24 protein-coding genes and 1 riboswitch are annotated in these 21,360 nt (G+C 49.9%); of the genes, 22 read left to right on the top strand and 2 right to left on the bottom strand.

The genetic code is table 11. The features are described from left to right. Positions 1-4: 4 nt before the first annotated feature. The 21 genes from hisG to H8S44_RS08505 all read left to right on the top strand — a co-directional run bounded on the left by hisG (position 5) and on the right by H8S44_RS08505 (position 17,769). Positions 5-661 (top strand): ATP phosphoribosyltransferase, encoded by a 657-nt coding sequence (gene hisG / locus H8S44_RS16860; protein WP_334297567.1) that lies wholly within the window; start codon positions 5-7, stop codon positions 659-661. A 12-nt stretch (positions 662-673) separates the two neighbouring features. Then, a complete protein-coding gene (locus H8S44_RS08600; RefSeq protein ID WP_186872127.1) occupies positions 674-1,681 on the top strand; it encodes an acyltransferase family protein in 1,008 nt (335 codons plus the stop codon). After that, positions 1,678-2,979, top strand: a complete 1,302-nt coding sequence (hisD, locus tag H8S44_RS08595) for a histidinol dehydrogenase (RefSeq protein WP_186872126.1) — start codon at positions 1,678-1,680, stop codon at positions 2,977-2,979. The genes H8S44_RS08600 and hisD overlap by 4 nt, the downstream gene beginning before the upstream one ends. A gap of 3 nt (positions 2,980-2,982) precedes the next feature. Continuing rightward, complete coding sequence (gene hisB, locus H8S44_RS08590; RefSeq protein WP_186872125.1) at positions 2,983-3,570, top strand: imidazoleglycerol-phosphate dehydratase HisB; 588 nt, start codon at positions 2,983-2,985, stop codon at positions 3,568-3,570. A gap of 16 nt (positions 3,571-3,586) precedes the next feature. Then, complete coding sequence (hisIE, locus tag H8S44_RS08585) at positions 3,587-4,669, top strand: bifunctional phosphoribosyl-AMP cyclohydrolase/phosphoribosyl-ATP diphosphatase HisIE (protein ID WP_408609380.1); 1,083 nt, start codon at positions 3,587-3,589, stop codon at positions 4,667-4,669. A 76-nt stretch (positions 4,670-4,745) separates the two neighbouring features. Continuing rightward, positions 4,746-5,042, top strand: coding sequence for a hypothetical protein (locus H8S44_RS08580; RefSeq protein WP_186872123.1), 297 nt, complete (start codon positions 4,746-4,748; stop codon positions 5,040-5,042). 34 nt (positions 5,043-5,076) lie between these two features. Continuing rightward, positions 5,077-5,766 (top strand): AzlC family ABC transporter permease, encoded by a 690-nt coding sequence (locus H8S44_RS08575; RefSeq protein WP_186872122.1) that lies wholly within the window; start codon positions 5,077-5,079, stop codon positions 5,764-5,766. Further along, on the top strand, positions 5,763-6,086 hold the full coding sequence (locus tag H8S44_RS08570) for a branched-chain amino acid transporter permease (protein ID WP_186872121.1): 324 nt from the start codon (positions 5,763-5,765) through the stop codon (positions 6,084-6,086). The genes H8S44_RS08575 and H8S44_RS08570 overlap by 4 nt, the downstream gene beginning before the upstream one ends. A gap of 169 nt (positions 6,087-6,255) precedes the next feature. Continuing rightward, positions 6,256-8,172: a DUF2142 domain-containing protein gene (locus H8S44_RS08565; protein ID WP_186872120.1), complete on the top strand. Its 1,917-nt coding sequence runs from the start codon at positions 6,256-6,258 to the stop codon at positions 8,170-8,172. 518 nt (positions 8,173-8,690) lie between these two features. After that, positions 8,691-10,577 carry a TIGR03960 family B12-binding radical SAM protein gene (locus H8S44_RS08560; RefSeq protein ID WP_186872119.1) on the top strand — a complete coding sequence of 629 codons (1,887 nt, stop codon included), beginning with the start codon at positions 8,691-8,693 and terminating at the stop codon, positions 10,575-10,577. After that, positions 10,574-11,296: a TIGR03936 family radical SAM-associated protein gene (locus H8S44_RS08555; RefSeq protein WP_186872118.1), complete on the top strand. Its 723-nt coding sequence runs from the start codon at positions 10,574-10,576 to the stop codon at positions 11,294-11,296. Before H8S44_RS08560 ends, H8S44_RS08555 begins: the two co-directional genes overlap by 4 nt. After that, the gene (locus H8S44_RS08550; protein ID WP_186872117.1) at positions 11,296-12,543 is read left to right on the top strand and encodes a ribonuclease E/G; all 1,248 of its coding nucleotides are present in this window, start codon (positions 11,296-11,298) and stop codon (positions 12,541-12,543) included. Before H8S44_RS08555 ends, H8S44_RS08550 begins: the two co-directional genes overlap by 1 nt. A gap of 154 nt (positions 12,544-12,697) precedes the next feature. After that, positions 12,698-13,057, top strand: coding sequence for a 50S ribosomal protein L21 (rplU, locus tag H8S44_RS08545; RefSeq protein ID WP_186872116.1), 360 nt, complete (start codon positions 12,698-12,700; stop codon positions 13,055-13,057). A gap of 5 nt (positions 13,058-13,062) precedes the next feature. Then, positions 13,063-13,383, top strand: coding sequence for a ribosomal-processing cysteine protease Prp (locus tag H8S44_RS08540; protein ID WP_186872115.1), 321 nt, complete (start codon positions 13,063-13,065; stop codon positions 13,381-13,383). 4 nt (positions 13,384-13,387) lie between these two features. After that, positions 13,388-13,675 carry a 50S ribosomal protein L27 gene (rpmA, locus tag H8S44_RS08535; RefSeq protein ID WP_087306297.1) on the top strand — a complete coding sequence of 96 codons (288 nt, stop codon included), beginning with the start codon at positions 13,388-13,390 and terminating at the stop codon, positions 13,673-13,675. A 74-nt stretch (positions 13,676-13,749) separates the two neighbouring features. Next, positions 13,750-15,039: a GTPase ObgE gene (gene obgE, locus H8S44_RS08530; RefSeq protein ID WP_186872114.1), complete on the top strand. Its 1,290-nt coding sequence runs from the start codon at positions 13,750-13,752 to the stop codon at positions 15,037-15,039. Positions 15,040-15,176: 137 nt separating this feature from the next. Continuing rightward, entirely contained in the window at positions 15,177-15,479 is a 303-nt protein-coding gene (gene yhbY / locus H8S44_RS08525; RefSeq protein WP_186872113.1) for a ribosome assembly RNA-binding protein YhbY, read from the top strand. A gap of 54 nt (positions 15,480-15,533) precedes the next feature. Continuing rightward, positions 15,534-16,160 (top strand): nicotinate-nucleotide adenylyltransferase, encoded by a 627-nt coding sequence (gene nadD / locus H8S44_RS08520; protein ID WP_186872112.1) that lies wholly within the window; start codon positions 15,534-15,536, stop codon positions 16,158-16,160. A 6-nt stretch (positions 16,161-16,166) separates the two neighbouring features. Beyond that, a complete protein-coding gene (gene yqeK, locus H8S44_RS08515) occupies positions 16,167-16,766 on the top strand; it encodes a bis(5'-nucleosyl)-tetraphosphatase (symmetrical) YqeK (RefSeq protein ID WP_186872111.1) in 600 nt (199 codons plus the stop codon). Between the two features lie 12 nt (positions 16,767-16,778). Beyond that, positions 16,779-17,141, top strand: coding sequence for a ribosome silencing factor (rsfS, locus tag H8S44_RS08510; RefSeq protein WP_186872110.1), 363 nt, complete (start codon positions 16,779-16,781; stop codon positions 17,139-17,141). A gap of 4 nt (positions 17,142-17,145) precedes the next feature. Further along, on the top strand, positions 17,146-17,769 hold the full coding sequence (locus tag H8S44_RS08505; protein WP_186872109.1) for an NUDIX hydrolase: 624 nt from the start codon (positions 17,146-17,148) through the stop codon (positions 17,767-17,769). A 121-nt stretch (positions 17,770-17,890) separates the two neighbouring features. Here H8S44_RS08505 and lexA read toward each other — a convergent pair whose 3' ends face one another. After that, complete coding sequence (gene lexA / locus H8S44_RS08500) at positions 17,891-18,508, bottom strand: transcriptional repressor LexA (RefSeq protein WP_186872108.1); 618 nt, start codon at positions 18,506-18,508, stop codon at positions 17,891-17,893. A 241-nt stretch (positions 18,509-18,749) separates the two neighbouring features. On the opposite strand from lexA, the gene H8S44_RS08495 reads away from it, so the two are divergent. Next, entirely contained in the window at positions 18,750-19,871 is a 1,122-nt protein-coding gene (locus H8S44_RS08495) for a DUF3048 domain-containing protein (RefSeq protein ID WP_186872107.1), read from the top strand. Positions 19,872-19,959: 88 nt separating this feature from the next. Here H8S44_RS08495 and H8S44_RS08490 read toward each other — a convergent pair whose 3' ends face one another. Continuing rightward, a complete protein-coding gene (locus H8S44_RS08490) occupies positions 19,960-21,027 on the bottom strand; it encodes a tyrosine-type recombinase/integrase (RefSeq protein ID WP_186872106.1) in 1,068 nt (355 codons plus the stop codon). Between the two features lie 105 nt (positions 21,028-21,132). After that, positions 21,133-21,330, top strand: a riboswitch (cobalamin riboswitch). The last annotated feature ends 30 nt before the right edge of the window (positions 21,331-21,360 follow it).

The raw sequence follows: 21,360 nt of genomic DNA, 5'->3' as shown, positions 1-21,360 counted from the left end.
GAAGGTGAACGCCACTGGAGAAAGCAAGCGTTATCTGACCTTTGCGCTGACCAAGGGCCGTCTGGCAAAAAAAACTCTGGAGCTTCTGGAAAAGGTGGGGATCACCTGCGAAGAGATGAAGGATCCGGACAGCCGGAAGCTGATCTTCGTCAATGAGGAGCTGGGGCTGAAATTCTTCCTGGCAAAGGGACCGGACGTACCTACTTATGTGGAGTACGGTGCGGCAGACATCGGCGTGGTCGGCAAGGACACACTGGTGGAAGAGGGCCGGAAAATGTACGAGGTGCTGGATCTGGGCTTCGGAAAATGCCGCATGTGCGTCTGCGGACCGGAATCCGTCAGAGAAAAGCTGACCCATCAGGAGCAGATCCGCGTAGCCACCAAGTACCCGGATATCGCAAAGGACTATTTTTATAATCAGAAGCATCAGACCGTGGAGATCATCAAGCTGAACGGCTCCATCGAGCTGGCTCCCATCGTGGGCCTGTCTGATGTGATCGTGGATATCGTGGAGACCGGCTCCACACTCCGCGAAAATGGCCTCAGCGTGCTGGAAGAGGTAATGCCTCTGTCTGCCCGCATGGTGGTTAATCAGGTGAGCATGAAGATGGAATCAGAACGGATAACAAAGCTGATTCAAGATCTGAGGGCTGCACTTTAAATCGGAGGAAGCATGCAGCAAAAGCGTTTGGACTATCTGGATATGGCGAAGGGCATCGGAATCTTTCTGGTGATTCTGGGCCATATCGAATATATACAGGAGGACACTCTGAAGTGGATTTCTTCCTTTCATATGCCGCTGTTTTTCGTGGTGGGCGGAATCCTAGCATATCTGAAGCGGGATACTGGCCGGTCGGCCTTTGAGACCATCGGCAGCCGGATTCAGGGCGTCCTGACGCCTTATCTGTCCTTTTCCCTGATGCTGCTGGCTATGAATACGATCACCAGTATCCGAAATCCGGAGACCCTTTCCGGGACGGTCCTCGCAAAACAGTATATAGATACTTTTACCGGTTATGGCGTGCATATCCTGTGGTTTTTACCGGCCTATTTTATTGCGGGAGCTGTGTTTGCGCTGGTTCAGGGTATGCGGGAATGGCAGAGAAATCTGATGATTCTATTGCTGGCCCTTGGCGCTTACGTCCTTTCCGCCGGGCTTGGGCTTGATCAGTATGTGACCTGGGAGTGCAGTCCCATCAGGTATCTCGGTTATGATCTGCTTATCACGGTGCTCAGAGGGCTTCTGGCCCTGCCATTTCTGCTGATGGGCTGGTATCTGGCTAAGATTCCGAAAGGCTGGCTGACGTTTTTACTGCTTCCCGGAAGTCTGCTGGCGCTCCGGTCGCCCGTGTTTGATTTACATTATCTTTATCTGCATCCGGTGCATTATCTGAACGCATTTTTATGCTGCGCCGGTATCGTCAGCCTGGTAAAAGCCCTTCCGGTAAGCCGCGTGCTTTGCTGGCTTGGTCGGAATTCCCTGGTGATTATGTGTACACACGCCACCTTTCTGGTGGTATACTATGTTTCGTTAGGCATGTTTTTTCTCAAAAAATGGATACCAATGTCCCAGCCTGTGTTCAATCTGGGCGTTGCAATATTGGTCTGTGCCGCGGAGGTTCCCATTGTCTGGATTTTTAACCGCCGGTTCGGACATCTCATTGGGAGGTCATCGAAATGAAAGTCGTTACATTGGATGAAAACAGCAAACAGAATCTCTTGGATGAGCTGTTGAAGCGAAGCCCCAACCATTACGGGGAATTTACCGAACGGGTCAACGCCATCATCGAAGATGTAAAAAAGAATAAAGACGCGGCCCTGTTTTCCTATACGGAGCGGTTCGACGGGGCGAAGCTTGACTCTTCCTCCATCCGCGTCAACAAAGAGGAAATCGAAGAGGCTTACCGGGAGGTGGATCCGAAGCTTCTGGAGGTCATCAGGAAGGCTCTGGTAAATATCCGCAGCTACCATGAAAAGCAGCGCCGCTACAGCTGGTTTGACAGTAAGCCGGACGGCACCCTGCTGGGTCAGAAAATCGGACCTATTGCCTCCTGCGGTGTCTATGTGCCCGGCGGCAAGGCGGTCTATCCGTCCTCCGTTCTGATGAATGTGGCGCCGGCCAAAGTGGCAGGCGTGGAGCGCATCGTCATGACCACGCCGCCCGGAAAGGACGGCAAGGTGTCACCGAATACCCTGGTGGCAGCCTGCGAGGCTGGCGTAGACGAGATCTACAAGGCAGGCGGAGCCCAGGCTATCGCGGCTCTGGCTTTCGGTACTGAAAGCGTGCCGAAAGTAGACAAGATTGTAGGACCCGGCAATATCTATGTGGCCCTGGCGAAAAAGGCTGTCTATGGCTATGTAAGCATTGATTCCATCGCAGGCCCCAGCGAGATTCTGGTGTTGGCCGACGAGACAGCGAATCCCCGCTATGTGGCAGCTGATCTGCTTTCCCAGGCGGAGCACGATGAGATGGCTTCCGCGATTCTGGTAACCACCAGCAAGGAGCTGGCAGATCAGGTACAGGTGGAGATCGAGGGTTTTGTGCAGAAGCTGTCCAGAAAAGCGATTCTGGAGAAATCTCTGGAAAATTATGGATATATCCTGATCGCGGAGAATCTGGACGAGGCCATTGCGGCGGCCAACGAGATCGCCAGCGAGCATCTGGAAATCGTTACAAAGGATCCATTCCAGGTAATGACCAAGATCAAAAACGCGGGCGCGATTTTCATCGGCGAAAATTCCAGCGAACCGTTGGGCGATTATTTTGCGGGACCGAACCACATCCTGCCGACCAATGGTACGGCGAAGTTCTTCTCTCCGCTGAGTGTGGACGATTTTATTAAGAAATCCAGTATTGTCTATTATTCCAGAGAAGCTTTGGAAGCCGTGCATGAGGATATCGAGACCTTTGCGAAAGCAGAGCAGCTGACCGCCCATGCCAACTCCATTGCCGTACGGTTTGAGAAGAAGGAGGACTAATCTATGGAACGAATTGCAAGTTTTTCCAGAATCACGAAAGAAACAGATATCGCCATCACCCTGAATCTGGACGGCAGCGGAAAAGGGGATATCTCCACAGGCATCAGTTTTTTCGACCATATGCTGAACGGTTTTTCCAGACACGGACTCTTTGATCTGACCTGTCAGGTGAAGGGCGATCTGGAGGTGGACTGTCATCATACCATCGAGGATACGGGCATCGTGCTGGGACAGGTGATCCGGGAAGCAGTGGGAGACAAGAAGGGCATCGCACGCTACGGGACCTGCATTCTTCCCATGGACGAAGCCCTGGTGCTGTGCTCCCTGGATTTGTCCGGAAGACCCTATTATGTGTCTGATGTGGAATTTCCTACTGAAAAAGTAGGAAAAATGGATACCCAGATGGTGAAGGAGTTCTTCTACGCCATTTCCTATAGCGCCGGTATGAACCTGCATTTCAAAATGCTGTCCGGCAACAACAGCCACCATATGATCGAGGGCATGTTCAAGGCCTTTGCCAAGGCTCTCGACATGGCGACCACACAGGATCCGAGAATTACAGACGTATTATCTACGAAAGGAAGTCTTTGATATGAGTGAAAAGAATATGGCAGTCATCCGGCTTCTGGCCGGAAAGGTGCAGGGAGAGCAGGCGAACAGGGATGCGGCTGTTCTGGCACGCTATTACAGCGATAATGGAGCGGATGAGATTCTGGTCTTTGATCTGTCCGACGGAGACGTGGATCATGATCTGTCCATCGGCGCTTTAAAAGAAATCTGCCGCGCCGTGGAGATACCGGTGAAGGCCGGAGGCAGAATCAGGCGTCTGGAGGATGTGAAGAAGATTCTCTATGCAGGCTGTAAGAAGGCCATTTTAAATTATGGACGGCAGGAAAATATCGATCTGACCGAGGAGGCATCCAAGCGCTTCGGCAAAGAGAAGATCGCAGCCTGCGTGGACAGCTCCGACGTGGTCAGCGCTCCGGCAGCTCTGATTGAGGAGTATGTAAGCGAGCTGATTTATCTGAATGAGATCCTTCCCTTCGTGGAAAAGGTCCGCCCCTTAAGCTGCAATATGGAATGGTCCGAGTTCAAGCTGGGACCGGACGGCCTGGTTCCGGTGGTGGTACAGGACTACCGCACGGACGAAGTGCTGATGGTGGCTTATATGAACGAGGAGGCCTTTAACAAGACCACCCAGACCGGTAAAATGACCTACTGGAGCAGAAGCCGTCAGGAGCTCTGGGTCAAGGGAATGACCAGCGGCCACTTCCAGTATGTGAAGGAACTGGTGGTAGACTGCGACTGCGACACGATTCTGGCAAAGGTATCCCAGACCGGAGCAGCCTGTCATACGGGCAATAAATCCTGCTTCTTCCACGAGATCGCCAAGACGGACTACAAGAATACGAATCCCTTGAAGGTATTCGAGGATGTATACAAAGTCATTGCGGACCGGAAGGTACATCCGAAGGAAGGCTCCTACACCAATTACCTTTTCGACAAGGGTATCGACAAAATCCTGAAGAAGGTGGGAGAGGAAGCCACCGAGCTGGTTATCGCCGCTAAGAATCCGGATCCGGAGGAAATCAAGTATGAGATGTCGGATCTTCTGTATCACGCCATGGTTCTGATGGTAGAGCGGGGCGTGACCTGGGAGGATATTACCGCAGAGCTTGCCAACCGGTAGGCAAAAGCAGTTCTGATTCCAGAACGGATTTCATACTGTTTAGTAATTTCCATAAAATAAAAGGCGGTAATCAAATATGAAAAAATCAGAAAGACAGGGTGGACAGTACCGGCAGCTTCTTCTGGCGCAGCGGGGGCAGGCCCCGGCGTCGGAGGAACCGTCCGGACGAATCTGGCTGCGGATTCGCTTTTATGTCTGTCTCTGTCTTTTTGCGGCGTACGTGCTGCTGGATTACAGCCGGGCAAATGTGGCTTCCTGGGACAGTGAACGTATCTGCCAGGAGGTGGAACGGGATTACTCCAGACAGCTGGACCTGGATCTGGAACAGGTTCTGAGCCGGGCAGTCTCTGTGATCCGGATTTCCGGTTCCTGAGATAAAAATCTGAAATAATACAGGATTTTGACCAATGAAAAAGACCTTTCAATTTGCATTTTTGAAAACCCTCCCGGTCATGCTGGGATATCTATTTCTGGGGCTGGCTTTCGGCCTGCTCCTTCAGGAAGTCGGTTACAGCTTCTGGTGGGCGCTTCTGATCAGCACCATCGTTTACGCCGGTTCCATCCAGTTCGTGCTGGTAAGCTTTCTGACCGCCGGGACAAGTCTTCCGGTGGTGGCCGTGATGACCTTACTTATCAACAGCCGCCACGCTTTTTACGGCCTGACCTTCATCGAAAAATTCAAGGCCATGAAAGCCAGGCCTTATATGATTTTCTCCCTGACGGATGAGACCTATTCCCTTTTGTGTTCTTTAAAAGTTCCGGAAGGAATCGATGAAAAGAAAGTCATGTTCCTGATTTCCCTGCTGGATCAGGTTTACTGGATCAGCGGTTCTGTGATGGGCGCGGCTCTGGGACAGGTTCTGCCCTTCGATATGACCGGCATTGATTTCGCCATGACGGCTCTCTTTGTAACCATCTTTGTAGATCAATGGAGAGAAGCGAAGAGCCATCTGCCCGCAGTCATCGGTCTTATCAGCTCGGTAATCTGTCTTCAGATCTTCGGCGGCAACAATTTTATCCTGCCTTCCCTGATTATCACCGTAACAATTCTCATGGCATTGCAAAAAAGACTGGAAGGAAAGGTGGAAAATACATGACAGCGACGCAAGCATTTGTTATAATTCTGGTGACGGCTGTCTGCACACTGATCACCCGGCTCGTTCCTTTTGTGCTTTTCGGAGGGAAAAAGGAGATGCCGAAAGCGGTCAACTACCTGGGCACGATTCTGCCCCCGGCGATTATGGCGACCCTGGTGGTCTATTGCCTGAAGGGCGCAGATCTCTTTTCCGCCACCCACGGTATCCCTGAGTTTGCGGCCACGCTTCTGACGGCGCTTTTACATTTCTGGAAGCGGAACGTGCTTTTAAGCATTGCGGCAGGAACCTTCTGCTACATGTTCTTAGTTCAGATGGTGTAACTGTTCAGTTCCTTCACAGTTACACTGCAAAATCCATTTAAAATCGGCTTCGCCGATGGGATTTTGCACTCCTGAATCACTTTCTTATGCCTTCAGCAGCGAGTGCTTCAGGCTGTAGTGAACTTTTTCAAATAACGAATTTAAATAACAGATTTAAAGTAGGAAAAACATGAATTTTAATCGTTTAAAACAGAACAAAAAGAAACTCTTTGTGGCAGCGGCAATTGTGTGGCTGCTGGTTTGTATGCTGATCACTCCGGTTTTTACCACCGTAACCCTGACCTTTGCTGAGGATCCCGCCGGGGAAGTGATTACCACGGTCTATGCGGGCCCCCGGAACAACATTTCTCCCTCGGACGCCAGAAGCCGGGTGGTGAACAGCGGCGTGGCCCGGATCTCCTGGCTGGACTTCCAGTACGGCAGCCATTGTTCCCTGAAGCGGATTGACCCGGTACAGCAGGCATACGACGGAGCACTCACCATCGAGAAGCTGACCGTCCGTAAAAACGGTTTGCCGGTCATTTCCATCTCCGGTGGGGAACTGAAAAACTATTTTACGGGCAATGAGCAGACTGCCTTTACAGACGGTGCAGACTTTGCCTTCACTGTGACGGGAGAGGATCCCCAGCTGCTTCCGCTGGATTCCTTCCGAAGCCTGTACGCCCATACATCCCTGGCTGTGCGGCTTCTGGGCTTCCTGTTCTCCGGCGCGCTGATCCTGCTGCTTTGTTTCCTGATTCAAAAGGTTCTGGGCTATGCGAAGGGTGGAACGCCGTTCCAGAAAGCCAGCTGCCTGATTTTTCTGCTGGCGGTGCTTGGAGCGGTGTGGATGTGCGTCTATACGGGGCTCCGAAGTCCTTTCTGGCTGAACCCGGACGAATATGATGTGAAAGCGGCGGTGCTGTATTATTTCCACCATTTCATGCCGCCGGATATCCGCAGCGATATCATCAACGACAGTTATCCCGTCTACGGTACTTCGCGTCATTTTGAGTTCAATCTCTTTTACTTTTACGCCGGAAAGATCGGACAGTTTTTTGCGGATCCCACCGTGCAGATCCGTCTTTTCAGCCTGATTCTGTTCTGCATTATGGCCGGACTGGTGATCCGGAACATGAAACGTAATTATGCGCTGCTTTTTGTTCTGTTGCTGACGCCCCAGGTCTGGTACATCTTCAGCTACTCCACCTCGGACGCCCTGGACTTCTTCATGGGTTTTCTGTGTCTCTATGAGCTGATAGAAGAGAATAGCATGCTGAACCGGCTGCTGCGGGAGCCCTTCCGGAAAAAACATCTGCTGTATTACGGCGTGCTGTCTGTACTGTTTTTGCATATCTTCTGGGCGAAGATGACCTTCTATACGGTACTGATGTTCCTGTTTCTGATTCTCCTGATCCGTCTTTTCTATCAGGAAAAGAAAAACCGGGGACCCTTATTGAAAAAGTATCTGATTCTGGTGGGACTCACCCTGGGACTGTTCGCCATCCGTTATCTGATTACGGACTTCCCCTACTATGGTCTCAACAAGATGCAGGTCATCATTGACGTGACGAACCAGAAAGCGGATTACGCCTATAAGTATTCCACCCCTGCGGCGGATGCGGCTTATTCCATGCGGTTCTATGAAAAGGGCATTTCTCTGTGGGATCTGCTGACCAAGTTTGACTTCCATAAGAACCTGTTCCGCACTTTCGCGGGCTTCTTTGGAAGCTACGCCTTCGGCGAGGCTGACTGGTACTATATTGTCATGGGCGTGCTCTATATCCTGCTGCTTTTACGCGTCCTGCAACGGCTTTGGAAGCAGAAAAAGCCCATTTACCGGTGGGAGACCCTGGCTGTGAGCGGCACCTGCCTCATGCAGTATGTGATGATTGTGGCTAACTCCTGGCTGGTGGACTTTCAGCCCCAGGGGCGGTATCTGCTGCCGATCCTTTTATTTATCTCCTATCTGATTTCCCGGATCGACCACGTCTGGGAGGATCGGGTACTGCGGTCGATTCTCGTCTGCACCAGCCTCTTATCCCTGTATGCCTTCTGGCATGTGGGCATTCCGAATCTGGTGCCGGATCGGGTGATTCTTCCTTAATATCAAAATGACTTATGCGGCGACTGCATATCCTATGGAAAATGAAAACCGGATCATAAAAAAGAGATATTTGATCCGGTAAGAAATAAAACAATTAACAGATTTATAAAAAATAAAAAAATAGGTATTTCATGAAACGTAATAAAATAAAAAAAATTCAGTATATCATATGTTGTGTTCTATTAATATGGGGTGCAATTGATAGTTTAATTCAATTTGTAAGGCTGGTTACCAACCCGGGATGGAGTGCTCCTTATAGTGCGCCATTGCTGTGGTTTCTGATTATTTATTTTGTACCAGTGTGTATTATATTTTTTATATTTGAAATAATCAAACGATTTATTAAATAAATTAGGGGGAATCACATAATAGCGGAACAGGTTACCACTCCGATATCATTACCGGAAAAAAATCCAATATTACTATTGGAGGTTTATCAGGCATTGCACCAAACAAGAGTGTAACTGTGGGAACATGGGGAAATATGTGCATATAGCACAAAGAAAAGCGAGGTATTTATGAAAAGGTTAGCTCTATCAGATGAAATTTTATTAAAAATAGATAAACCGGCCCGGTATCTTGGAAACGAGATCAACGCGGTAATGAAAGACCGGAACGCAGTGGACGTCCGTTTTGCCATGTGTTTCCCGGACGTCTACGAGATCGGCATGTCCCACTTAGGCATCCAGATCCTGTACGATATGTTCAATCAGCGGGAGGACGTCTGGTGTGAACGTGTCTATTCCCCCTGGACCGATCTGGATAAAATCATGCGGGAGCAGAACATTCCCCTGTTTGCTCTGGAATCCCAGGATCCTATCCGGGAAATGGATTTTCTCGGAATGACTCTCCAGTACGAAATGGCATACACGAATGTCCTGCAGATTCTGGATCTGAGTCAGATCCCCCTTTACGCAAAGGACCGTACCTTGGACGACCCCATTGTCATCGGAGGCGGCCCCTGTGCCACAAACCCGGAGCCCCTGGCGGACTTCTTCGACCTGTTTTATATCGGAGAGGGCGAGACATCCTATTTTGCGCTGCTCGATGCCTACAAGGCTTCCCGGGCAGCAGGAGAGAGCCGTGTACAGTTCCTGGAGCGTGCGGCGGAGATTCCGGGGATCTATGTGCCCGCGTTCTATGATGTGACGTATAACGAGGACGGAACCCTTGCGTCCATGGAGCCCAACAATCCCCATGCGCCTGCAAAGGTTCAAAAGCAGGTGGTTACGGATCTGACCCATACCTTTTATCCGAAGAAGCCGCTGGTTCCATTTATTAAGGTCACCCAGGATCGTGTAGTGCTGGAAATCCAGCGTGGCTGCATCCGTGGCTGCCGCTTCTGTCAGGCCGGTATGCTGTACCGTCCTATCCGGGAGCGCTCTCTGGAGATGCTTACAGAGGCTGCAACCGAAATGCTCCGAAATACCGGACACGAGGAGATCTCCTTAAGCTCCTTAAGTTCCAGTGATTACAGTCATTTACCGGAGCTGGTAAATTTCCTCATCGATACCTTTGGAAATAAAGGCGTCAACATTTCCCTGCCGTCCCTTCGCATTGACGCCTTTTCCCTGGACGTCATGAGCAAGGTACAGGATATCCGAAAGAGCAGCCTGACTTTTGCGCCGGAGGCCGGTTCCCAGCGTCTCCGGGACGTGATCAACAAGGGACTGACCGAGGAAATCATTCTGGAAGGAGCCGGACAGGCCTTCGAGGGCGGCTGGCAGAAGGTGAAGCTTTACTTTATGCTGGGACAGCCCACGGAGACGGTAGAAGATGAGAAGGCTATCGCATGGCTGGCTGAAAAGATTGCAAAACGGTACTACGAAATTCCCAAGGATAAGCGGAATGGCAAATGTCAGATTACAGTCAGCACCTCCTTCTTTGTACCGAAGCCCTTTACGCCCTTCCAGTGGGCGCGTATGTGTACCAAGGAGGAATTTCTGGATAAGGCATATATCGTCAACAGCGAAATCAAGGCCCAGCTCAATAAAAAGAGTATCAAATATAACTGGCATGAGGCGGACGTAACAGTGCTGGAGGGAATCCTGGCCCGGGGCGACCGGCGGGTGGGAGCTTCCCTGCTTGCGGCCTACCGTAAGGGCTGTCTCTTCGATTCCTGGAGCGAATGCTTCGACAACGACAAGTGGCTTCAGGCCTTTGAAGAGACCGGTCTGGATATTCCGTTCTACACGACACGTCATCGCGATGAAAACGAACTGTTCCCCTGGGACTTTATCGACATCGGCGTTACCAAAAAATTCCTGCTGCGGGAGTGGAAGCGCGCTCACGAAGAGACCGTGACGCCCAACTGCCGTCAGCAGTGCCAGGGCTGCGGCGCAGGCAGCTATCACGCAGGCTGCTGTCCCACAGCGGCGATGGTTACAGGAGGTGAAAACGCATGAAAATCCGCATTAAATTCCGTAAATACGGTATCATGAAATTTATCGGCCATCTGGATATCATGCGCTATTTCCAGAAGGCCATGCGCCGGGCAGATATCGATATCTGTTATTCCGCAGGCTTCAGCCCCCATATGATCATGTCCTTCGCCTCTCCCTTAGGCGTAGGCCTCACCAGCGACGGCGAGTACCTGGACATTGAGATTGGAAATGAGCTGTCCTCCGAATCGGCAGTAAAGCGTCTGAACGGAGTTATGGCCGAGGGCGTGGAGGTTCTTTCCTTCCGGAAGATCCCTGAGGAAAAATCCGCCAACGCCATGTCCCTGGTGGCGGCTGCCGATTACGAGGTCCGTTTCCGGGAAAACAGCCTGCCTGCGGACTGCGTCTTTGGAAATGGCCTGGAGGAAAAATGGGCGGCGTTCTGCGCACAGGAACAGATTCTGGTCACCAAAAAGACGAAAAAGGGAGAGCGGGAGCTGGATTTGAAGCCCCTGATTTATGAGTCTCGTTGTCAGGAGGACTCTGTTTTTCTGCAGCTTTCTGCCGGCAGCGCGGAGAATGTAAAACCGGAGCTGGTATTGGAGGCTTTTGCGGCTTATGCCGGCTTTACCCTTCCGGAATTTGCCCTTCAGCTTCACCGGAAGGAGCTGTACGCGAATCTGGCGGCTGAGGGAGAACCCCGGAAGCTGATAAGTCTCGAAGATCTGGGAGAAGAATTCTGATGGAGCCGACGGAAATCATTGCAAATCACATTGCATCACAGGCTGGGCAGCAGGGGGACGGTGTCTTTCTGGTATCCCGCCTGGATTTCAGGGGACAGAAGCGTGCCGTCTACGCTTTCTATGAAAACGGACATGCCGCCGAGTTGTCCTGTCTGCCCGCGGGAGGCGCTTCCATTCTTGGAAATATCTATGTGGGCAAGGTGAAAAATATCGCTGCCAATATCAATGCGGCCTTTATTGAAATCGCGGACGGGCAGCTCTGCTATTATGCCTTAAATGACAATGAGACACCCATTTTCACTGTGCCGAAGAAAAAGAAGGCTCTGGTGGCCGGGGATGAGCTTCTGGTTCAGGTGAGCCGGGAAGCGGTCAAGACCAAAGCCCCCACAGTCAGCGCCAATCTGAATTTTGCAGGGAAATATCTGGTCCTTACCAGCGGGAAACGCCATCTGGGACTGTCTTCCAAGCTTTCATTGGAAGAAAAAGAACGGCTGCGTGCCATTACGGAGCCCTTTCTCGGTGAAGATTTCGGTCTCATCGTCCGCACCAACGCGGCAGGCGTGTCAGAAGAGGAGCTTAAGGAGGAACTGACACAGCTTACCGGAAACTACCGCCGCACCCTAGACACCGGCCGGAACCAGACCTGTTTTTCCCTTGTATACAGGGAACCATCCGCCTATACTACCAGACTGCGGGGACTTCGCGCCGACAGTTTCGAAAAGATAGTGACTGACTGCGCGGATATCCACAGGGAACTGAACGTTTATCTGACCGCCCATCAGCCGGAAGACTTACCAAAGCTTTCCTTTTATGAGAAGGCTGCTCCCTCCCTGGACAGCGTCTATGGGCTGTCCAAAGCCTTTGATGAGGCTTTAAAGGAGCGCGTATGGCTGAAATCCGGCGGATATCTGATCATTCAGCCCACGGAGGCCCTGACCGTCGTGGATGTGAATACAGGCAAATACACGGGCAAACAGAAAAGAAGCGACACCTTCCTGAAAATCAACCTGGAAGCTGCCAGAGAACTGGCGAGACAGCTGCGGCTCCGAAATCTGTCCGGTATCATTGTGGCGGATTTCATTGATATGGAACGGGAAGAGGATAAACGGGCACTGATGGCCGTGCTTGCCTCTGAATTAAAACAGGATCCGATTAAGACTACGCTGGTGGATATGACGCCTCTTGGCCTGGTGGAAATCACACGAAAAAAGGTGCAGAAAACGCTGGCAGAGCAGGTGAACGGATGACGAACGGATGATAAAAAAGCACTTGACAACATGGAAATGTCCTGCTATTATATAAAAGATGCCGCACAACGAGGTATAAGTATGTGCATTTTCAGCTTTGCTGAAAGGCATGTCACCGAAATTGGCGAGTAATTATATTAGGAGGTGCCACAGGATGTACGCAATTATTGCAACAGGTGGTAAACAGTACAAAGTATCTGAAGGCGACGTGATCAAGGTTGAGAAGCTTGGCGTTGCAGCTGGTGAGAAGTATAAGTTCGATCAGGTTCTCGCAGTTGGCGGAGATTCTCTGACCGTAGGTACACCGACTGTAGCAGGAGCTACTGTAACTGCATCTGTAATCGGTGATGGTAAGGGTAAGAAAGTCATCGTTTACAAGTACAAGAGAAAATCTGGATATCACAAGAAGAATGGTCACAGACAGCAGTACACGGAAGTGAAGATCGAGAAGATCTCCGTAAGAAAGCCGCGTGCAAAGAAGGCTGACGCTGAGGCTGCAGCAGACGCTGAGTAATTGTCATGATAACCGTTACCATATATAAGAAATCCGAACAGTATCTGGGGTTCGATATCAATGGACATGCCGGATACGCGGAAGAGGGTTCCGATATTATCTGCGCGGCAGTCAGTGTTCTTTCACTGAATACGCTGAATTCTATCGAGGCCTTTACCGAGGATGAGTTTTCCGGCGAACAGGAGGATGGGGCTCTGACCTGCACCTTCCCGGAGCCTTTATCCGAGAAAGCCGCATTGTTGATGGATTCCATGGTACTTGGACTGACAGACATTCAAAAAAGTTATGGGAAACCATATATCAGGATTGTATTCAAGGAGGTGTAATACCATGTTACAGATGAACCTTCAGTTATTCGCTCATAAAAAGGGAGTAGGTTCTACAAAGAACGGCAGAGATTCCGAGTCCAAGAGACTGGGAGCTAAGAGAGCCGACGGACAGTTCGTAAAGGCCGGAAACATTCTTTACAGACAGCGCGGAACCAAGATTCACCCGGGTGTGAACGTAGGACGCGGTGGCGATGATACACTGTTTGCTCTGACCGACGGAATCGTAAGATTCGAGAGAAAGGGAAGAGATAAGAAGCAGGTTTCTATCGTTCCGGTAGCAGCAGAATAAGTTGGTTGTAAAAGGCTTCAAGTCGGAAAGATTTGAAGCCTTTTTTACCATTTTAATTTTCGGAGAATTTTTATATGTTTGCAGACAGAGCAAAGATTTTAATCCGCTCCGGTAAGGGCGGAGACGGACATGTCAGCTTCCGGCGGGAGCTGTATGTACCCAATGGCGGCCCGGACGGCGGAGACGGCGGACGGGGCGGAGACGTGATTTTTGAAGTGGATGAGGGACTGAATACCCTCTACGAGTACCGTCACAAAAGAAAGTTTAAGGCACAGGACGGCGAAGAAGGCGGAAAACGACGCTGCCACGGAAAAGACGGCAGCGATATTATATTAAAGGTTCCGGAAGGAACGATTATCAGAGAAGCGGAAAGTGGAAAGGTCATCGCGGATATGTCTGGTGAGAACCGCAGACAGGTGATCCTTCAGGGCGGCCGGGGCGGCGCAGGCAATATGCATTTTGCCACCTCCACCATGCAGGTTCCCAAGTATGCCCAGCCGGGCGTCCCGGCTCAGGAACTGGAAGTTCTTTTGGAGCTGAAGGTTATCGCGGACGTGGGACTGGTCGGCTTCCCGAATGTGGGAAAATCCACGTTCTTATCCCGTGTGACCAATGCGCAGCCGAAGATCGCCAACTACCATTTCACCACACTGAACCCCAATTTGGGCGTAGTGGACCTGAATGGCGCTCCCGGTTTCGTCATCGCGGATATTCCGGGACTGATTGAGGGCGCTTCCGAGGGCGTGGGACTGGGACATGAGTTCCTGCGCCATATCGAACGTACCCGCGTGCTGATTCATATCGTGGACGCAGCTTCCACGGAAGGGCGTGATCCGGTAGCGGATATCTATGCCATCAATAAGGAGCTGGAGGCTTACAATGAAGAAATTGCGGCTCGTCCGCAGGTCATTGCCGCCAATAAAATCGACGCCCTGGGCGATAATGAGGAACCCATTCAGCGTCTGAAGGATGAGTTTGAGCCCAAGGGTATCAAAGTATTCCCCATTTCTGCTGTGGCAGGAAAGGGTCTGAAGGAGCTTCTCTATTATGTGCGGGAGCTGCTTGACCAGGCGCCCCAGGAGGCCATCGTCTTTGAGCAGGAGTACTTCCCGGGCGAAGAGCTGGTATACGAGAACCTGCCCTACACCGTCACCAAATCCGAAGAGGAAGAGGGTGTCTTCATCGTGGAAGGACCGCGTATCGAGAAAATGCTTGGTTACACCAATCTGGATTCCGAGAAGGGCTTCGCTTTCTTCCAGAACTTCCTGAAAAATACGGGTATCTTAAAAGAGCTTGAGGAAGCCGGTATTCAGGAGGGAGATACCGTTCGAATGTACGGTTTAGCGTTTGACTACTTCCATTAGACAATGAGCAGTGCGTGGACGAAAGTCAGCCGGCTGACGTTGTGCTTGCACATAAGGCAGACGGTTGACTTTTGGACACATAGGGCGAAGCCCGCCGAGCTACACTGCGAACTAAATATATAACAAAAGGAGAAACCATGACAAGTAAACAGCGTGCTTATTTAAAAAGCCTCGCCATGACCATGGACCCGATTTTCCAGGTGGGCAAATCTTCTGTCACACCGGAATTCACCAAGGCTGTGGACGAAGCGCTGACTGCCAGAGAGCTGATTAAACTCAGCGTTCTGCAGAACTGCGCGGACGATCCCCGTGAGATCGCAGAGGTCATCGCCGACCGTACCCGTTCCCAGGTGGTACAGGTCATCGGTAAGAAGATCGTACTGTATCGTGAGAATACAGATGAAAAGTACAAGAAAAAGAAGATTGTACTTCCGTTATAAATCATTTTTCGTGTCCGATTCAAGGAAGGGATTCAGGGAAAGGCAGGTAGTTTCATGGAACATAGTCGAAAAAAGGTCGGCATTTTAGGCGGAACCTTCGATCCGATTCATACCGGACATCTGATTCTGGCCGAAGCGGCCTACGAGTCCTTTTCCCTGGACTATGTATTGATTATGCCCAATGGCAACCCGCCCCACAAGGCGGGCCAGGTTAATGTCAGCATGGCCATGAGGACCCGTATGGCCGAACTGGCCGTATCTGACAACCCCCATCTGTGTGTATCTGACTTTGAAAAGACACCCCAGGATTATCACTATACCTATGAGACACTGGAGTACCTGAACCGGGAGCATCCGGATACGGATTACTATTTTATCCTGGGCGCCGACTCTCTGATTCACTTCGATACCTGGAAAGAGCCCCAGAGAATTTGCGACGCATGCCGGATTCTGGCAGCCACACGGGATCACATGGAGACAGAGCAGCTCCGGCAGCGAATTCAGGAGCTGTCTCGGCGCTATCAGGCACAGATTTATCCCTTGGAGACACCGAATATTGACATTTCCTCCAATATGATCCGGGAACGGGTACAGAACGGAAAGTCCATCCGCTACTATGTACCGGATTCCGTAGAAACCTACATCCATGAAAATGGATTATACCGTCTCACTGAGGAGTAATACCCTATGAAGACCTATGATATGAAAGCATTCCAGAAAAAACTAAAACGGGAGATGGACGAAGGACGCTATCAGCATACTCTGGGCGTCATGTATACTGCTGCGGCCCTGGCCATGCGCTATGAATATGATATCCAGAAAGCTCAGATCGCCGGTCTGCTTCATGACTGCGCCAAATGCATTCCCAATGGGAAAAAGCTGAAGCTCTGCGAGAAATATCAGATTCCGGTTACGGAAGTGGAAAATCGGAACCCCTTTCTTCTCCATGCTAAGCTGGGGTCTTTTCTGGCTTCCCACGAATACGACGTTCAGGACGAAGAAATCTTAAGCGCCATTTTGTATCACACCACCGGAAAACCGGACATGTCGCTGCTGGACAAGATCGTATACATCGCCGATTATATCGAACCCCGCAGGAATAAGGCGCCGAACCTTACAGAAGTCCGTAAACTGGCCTTTCTGGATCTGGATGCAGCCCTTTATAAAATCCTTTCCGACACCCTTTCCTATCTGGATGAGGGGACCGGCGAGGTAGATGAAATGACCATAAAAGCCTATGAATATTATAAGGCACATCAGAATCAGGCAGACATTCTGCCGGAATAGGAGACTGACTTTATGACACAGACACCTTCCAAGGAAATGGCACGGCTGGCTTTTCAGGCCATGGAAGAAAAGAAAGCCCACGATATCCGTATCATAGATATTTCGAAAATCTCAGTTCTGGCTGATTATTTTCTCATCGCCAGCGGCTCCAATAAAAATCAGGTGCAGGCCATGGTAGACAATGTCCAGGAAGAGCTACACAAGGCAGGCTATACCCCGAAACAGATCGAGGGCTACAATACCGCCAACTGGATTCTGCTGGACTATGGCGATATCATCATCCATGTATTTGATGAAGAAAACCGCCTGTTCTACGATCTGGAGCGTATCTGGAGGGACGGCTCCGTCATCTCCGCGGAGGATCTGGAGGCTTAAGCAAATGAGCAAAGTGGAAAAGGTAATAAAAACCACTCAGAATCATTATCTGAATATGTATGATCTGGAAACTCTGAATAAAAACGGCCATCAGGGTCTGTACCATGTGGCCTCCCGGGCCAGGGACGTAGCAGAGCTGAAGCTGAATACCCACGTCAATAAGCCCGATGGCGTTATCATTTACGCCCTATACGGTGAGAAGCGGGACCGTGTGGTTCTGATCCGTCAGTATCGTTTCAGTATCGGAGACTATATCTACGAGTTTCCCGCCGGACTGGTGGACGAAGGTGAAGACTATCATCAGGCAGGCATCCGGGAGTTGAAAGAGGAGACCGGCCTTGCTTTCCATCCACTGGAGGTGGACGAGATGTACAGTCGTCCCTTCTTTACCACCATCGGCATGACCGACGAGTCCTGCGCAGCTGTGTACGGAACCGCGAACGGAAAACTTTCCAAGGACGGCCTGGAGGACGGAGAAGAAATCGAAGTCGTTCTGGCCGATCGGACGGAGATCCGACGTATCTTAAAAGAAGAGAATGTATCTCTGGTATGTGCCTATATGATGATGCACTTTCTTCATGAGGATCCGGCAGAGCCTTTCGGATTTCTGAATCTCAAAGAGCGGTAAAACTGCCGTACAGTTACAAACGAGATAAAATACGCTTCGCGAATTTTGCTCGCGTAAATAAAGAACCCCTGTAGGACATCCCTTAATCGACCTGTCCCACAGGGGTTCTCATTTGTAGTGTCTAGCGGAAGAACCGGAATACTCCGAATACCCGGCCCAGAATCTGGCAGTCCGGTACGATAATCGGATCCATGGTATCATTCTCCGGCTGAAGACGGATATGATCTGCCTCCCGATAGAAGGTCTTCACCGTGGCAGAATCCTCCACCAGAGCCACCACCATATCGCCGTTGCAGGCGGTCTGACACTGTTCCACGATGATGGTATCTCCATCGAAGATACCGGCATTGATCATAGACTCCCCCTGTACCTTCAGCATGAAGCACTGTTCATTGGGCATAAACTCCGTGGGAACCGGGAAATAGGACTCCACATTCTCCACAGCCAGGATCGGCTCTCCGGCAGCCACCTTTCCTACAATGGGCACATTCACCATTTCCCGGCGAACCAGGTTAAAGTTATCATCGATGATCTCGATGGCGCGGGGCTTGGTGGGGTCTCTACGGATATAACCGTTCTTCTCCAGGGTTTCCAGATGAGAATGGACAGAAGAGGTGGACTTCAGATTCACCGCTTCGCAGATATCCCGGACTGAAGGTGGATATCCCTTGTTAATGATCTGTGATTTAATATATTCAAGAATTTCTGACTGCTTTTTTGAAATCTTTCCGTAAGCCATAAGCTCATTCCTCCCGATATATAGTAGTCTCATATTTGTATTCAGTATAACACAGGATGTTTTATGATGCAAACAAATGTTTAGAAAATTTGTTCTGATTTTTTCAGTTTCTATTTGAGAATTATTTCAAATTGTTATGTAAATTTTAAGATCCTTTTTCATTTTTACTGGTAACCTGTTACAGAACATGATATAATATGTAACGGATTATTAAATTCTACACAGGAAGGAAACTATGCAGATGAAAAAACGTTTTGGCTTGATTCTGCTGACCTTATCTCTTGTAGGTCTTTTGGGCGTCACCGGCTGTGGCAAGGGCGACGAAGAGGCTGCATCAGATAACGCTTTTTCCACAGAGGAAGAAGTGGTAGCAGATGACACAGAAAACACGGAAGACACCGAAGAAGAGGCCGAAGAGGAAGAAGTAGCACCCGAAGGTATGTATCACAGCGAACTGACTAATGAGTGGATCAGCGAAGATCTGAAGGATCAGCGTCCCATCGCTGTCATGGTTGACAATGAAAAGACGGCCCTTCCCCATTACGGTCTGACCCAGGCTGATATCATCTATGAGATGATGAACAGTACCCTGAATGATCATATTACCCGCTTCATGGTTCTGGTAAAGGATTATGACAGTATCAAACAGCTGGGAAGCGTTCGAAGCGTACGTCCTACCAACCTGATGATTGCGCCGGAGTGGAATGCCATCGTATGTCATGACGGAGGCCCCTTCTATATCAATACATTCCTGAATAATCCCTATGTGGATCATTTCAGCGGAACCTTTTCCCGTGTAAAAAATGGAAAGCCCCGTGAGTTCACCGAGTATATCCTGACCGGCGATATGGCAAAGAATTTCAAGAACAATTCCAAGATCGACCGCAATTACAACGAATATGCTCCCACAGAGGCTCATTTCCAGTTTGCGTCCGAGAGCAAGCCGGTAGAGCTGACCGACGGCACCGACTGTACGCTGGTTGACCTGCCCTTCAAGCACAATGGTTCCCAGCTGGATTATGACGCTGAGAGCGGCACTTATCTGTACTCCGAGTATGGCTCCAAGCATCTGGATCCGGGCAATAACAACAAGCAGCTGGCATTTAAGAATGTCATCCTGCAGAAGATGTCCTACAGCCAGCTGGATGAGCATGGTTACATGGTATGGAACTGTCTGGCAAGCGGCCAGGAAGGCTACTATATTACCAATGGCAAGGCTGTCGCCATCAGCTGGACCAAAACATCCGACACCAACCGCACCATCTACTATGATGAGAATGGCGACGAGATTACTATCAATACCGGAAAGACTTACATCGGCTTCGTGGCAGACGATGTATGGGATGAACTGGTGCTCCAGTAAAGAACTTCAAATAATAGAACCCGCAGTTTTCAGTTTGATTGAGAACTGCGGGTTCTTTGTTGTCTTTCACAAATTCTAACGGTATTTTTTATTCTTTCCGAAGCTTTACCACATTAGCCGCGCTGCGCCGTCTGGCCTCATCCTGGGCTGCGTAATGCTTCCTTGTGGTATTGACATCCTTATGCCCCAACACGTCCGCCACCAGATAAATATCGCCGGTTTCCTGATACAGTGTTGTACCGTAGGTACTCCGAAGCTTGTGGGGGGTGATTTTCTTCAATGGCGTCACCTGTCTGGAATACTTTTTTACCAGATTTTCCACTGCGCCCACACCGATACGACGGCGTTGGGTAGAATAGAAGAGAGCGTTTTCATGACCTTCCTGGGGATTTATCAGCTTCCGGCTTCCATTGATATAATTTTTCAGGGCCTGTTCCACTTCGTCTCCAAAATAAACAATCATTTCTGAACCACCTTTTCGAATAACCCGTATCCCATTGCTGTTGAAATCAATATCTGTGATATCCAGTCCTACACATTCCGATACACGGATTCCCGTTCCCAAAAGGAGCGTGACAATGGCAAGATCCCGTTCTTTGGTTTTTTCATAATAGATCTTTTTCTGTCCGGTCAGATCGTCCCCGCCATGCTCTATAAAATCCAGAAGCCGGGCCGTCTCGTCCGGTTCCAGGCGGATGATAGCTTTGTCGTGGAGCTTGGGCATGTCTACCAGAACGACGGGATTGTTCTTGATCAGTTCATAGCGGTACAGATAGGTGAAAAGACTGCGAAGCGCCGACATTTTTCGTTTCATGCCGCGTTCCCCGTTGGTAATATCCACTTCGCCATAATGTTCTTCTTTTTGATAGAGTTTCAGATATTCCTTGTATTCCTCGATATCTACCGCCTGAAGCTTTTCCAGATCCTCATAAGTAAAATCCGAGGTTTTATAATTCTGATATAAAGGATTCCGTTCCACCAGAAATCGGAAAAATATGCGGATATCGTAGGCATAAGAAATACGGGTCGTAGTCGATGTACTCATTTCTGTCGCCCGAAAATAATCACTGACAAAAGAGGGCAGGGTAGTAAGCACCTCCCGCAGCCGCTGAATATTCTCCGCATCCTTCTGTTCGTGATAGTTTTTATATTTCATTGTGCATGCCCGTCCTTTCTGTGGTTCTATTTTATCATTTTTTATGTAAAACTTCCAGAAAAGAATTGACTTTTCTGTACATACTGCTATAATAAGGAATGTACAATTCCATATAGGGTATTAAGTGCTCAGATGGCCCCTCAGCCAGATGAGAAAAGGGAATCAGGTGTGAATCCTGAGCGATCCGGTCACTGTATTCAGGGAGTATCCTCTTAATGAATCCATTGTACGTTACCGTATGAGAAGGAAAGAGGCATATATTGATCTGTAAGTCAGGAAACCTGCTTAATACTTGAGGAGAGACTTCCGATGAAAGTTCAGTTCCTATCAAAA

This window comes from Anaerosacchariphilus hominis (genome assembly GCF_014290175.1).
In the GTDB taxonomy this organism is placed as follows: Bacteria; Bacillota; Clostridia; order Lachnospirales; family Lachnospiraceae; genus Laedolimicola; species Laedolimicola hominis.
This window is presented reverse-complemented; position numbering and strand designations above follow the sequence as displayed.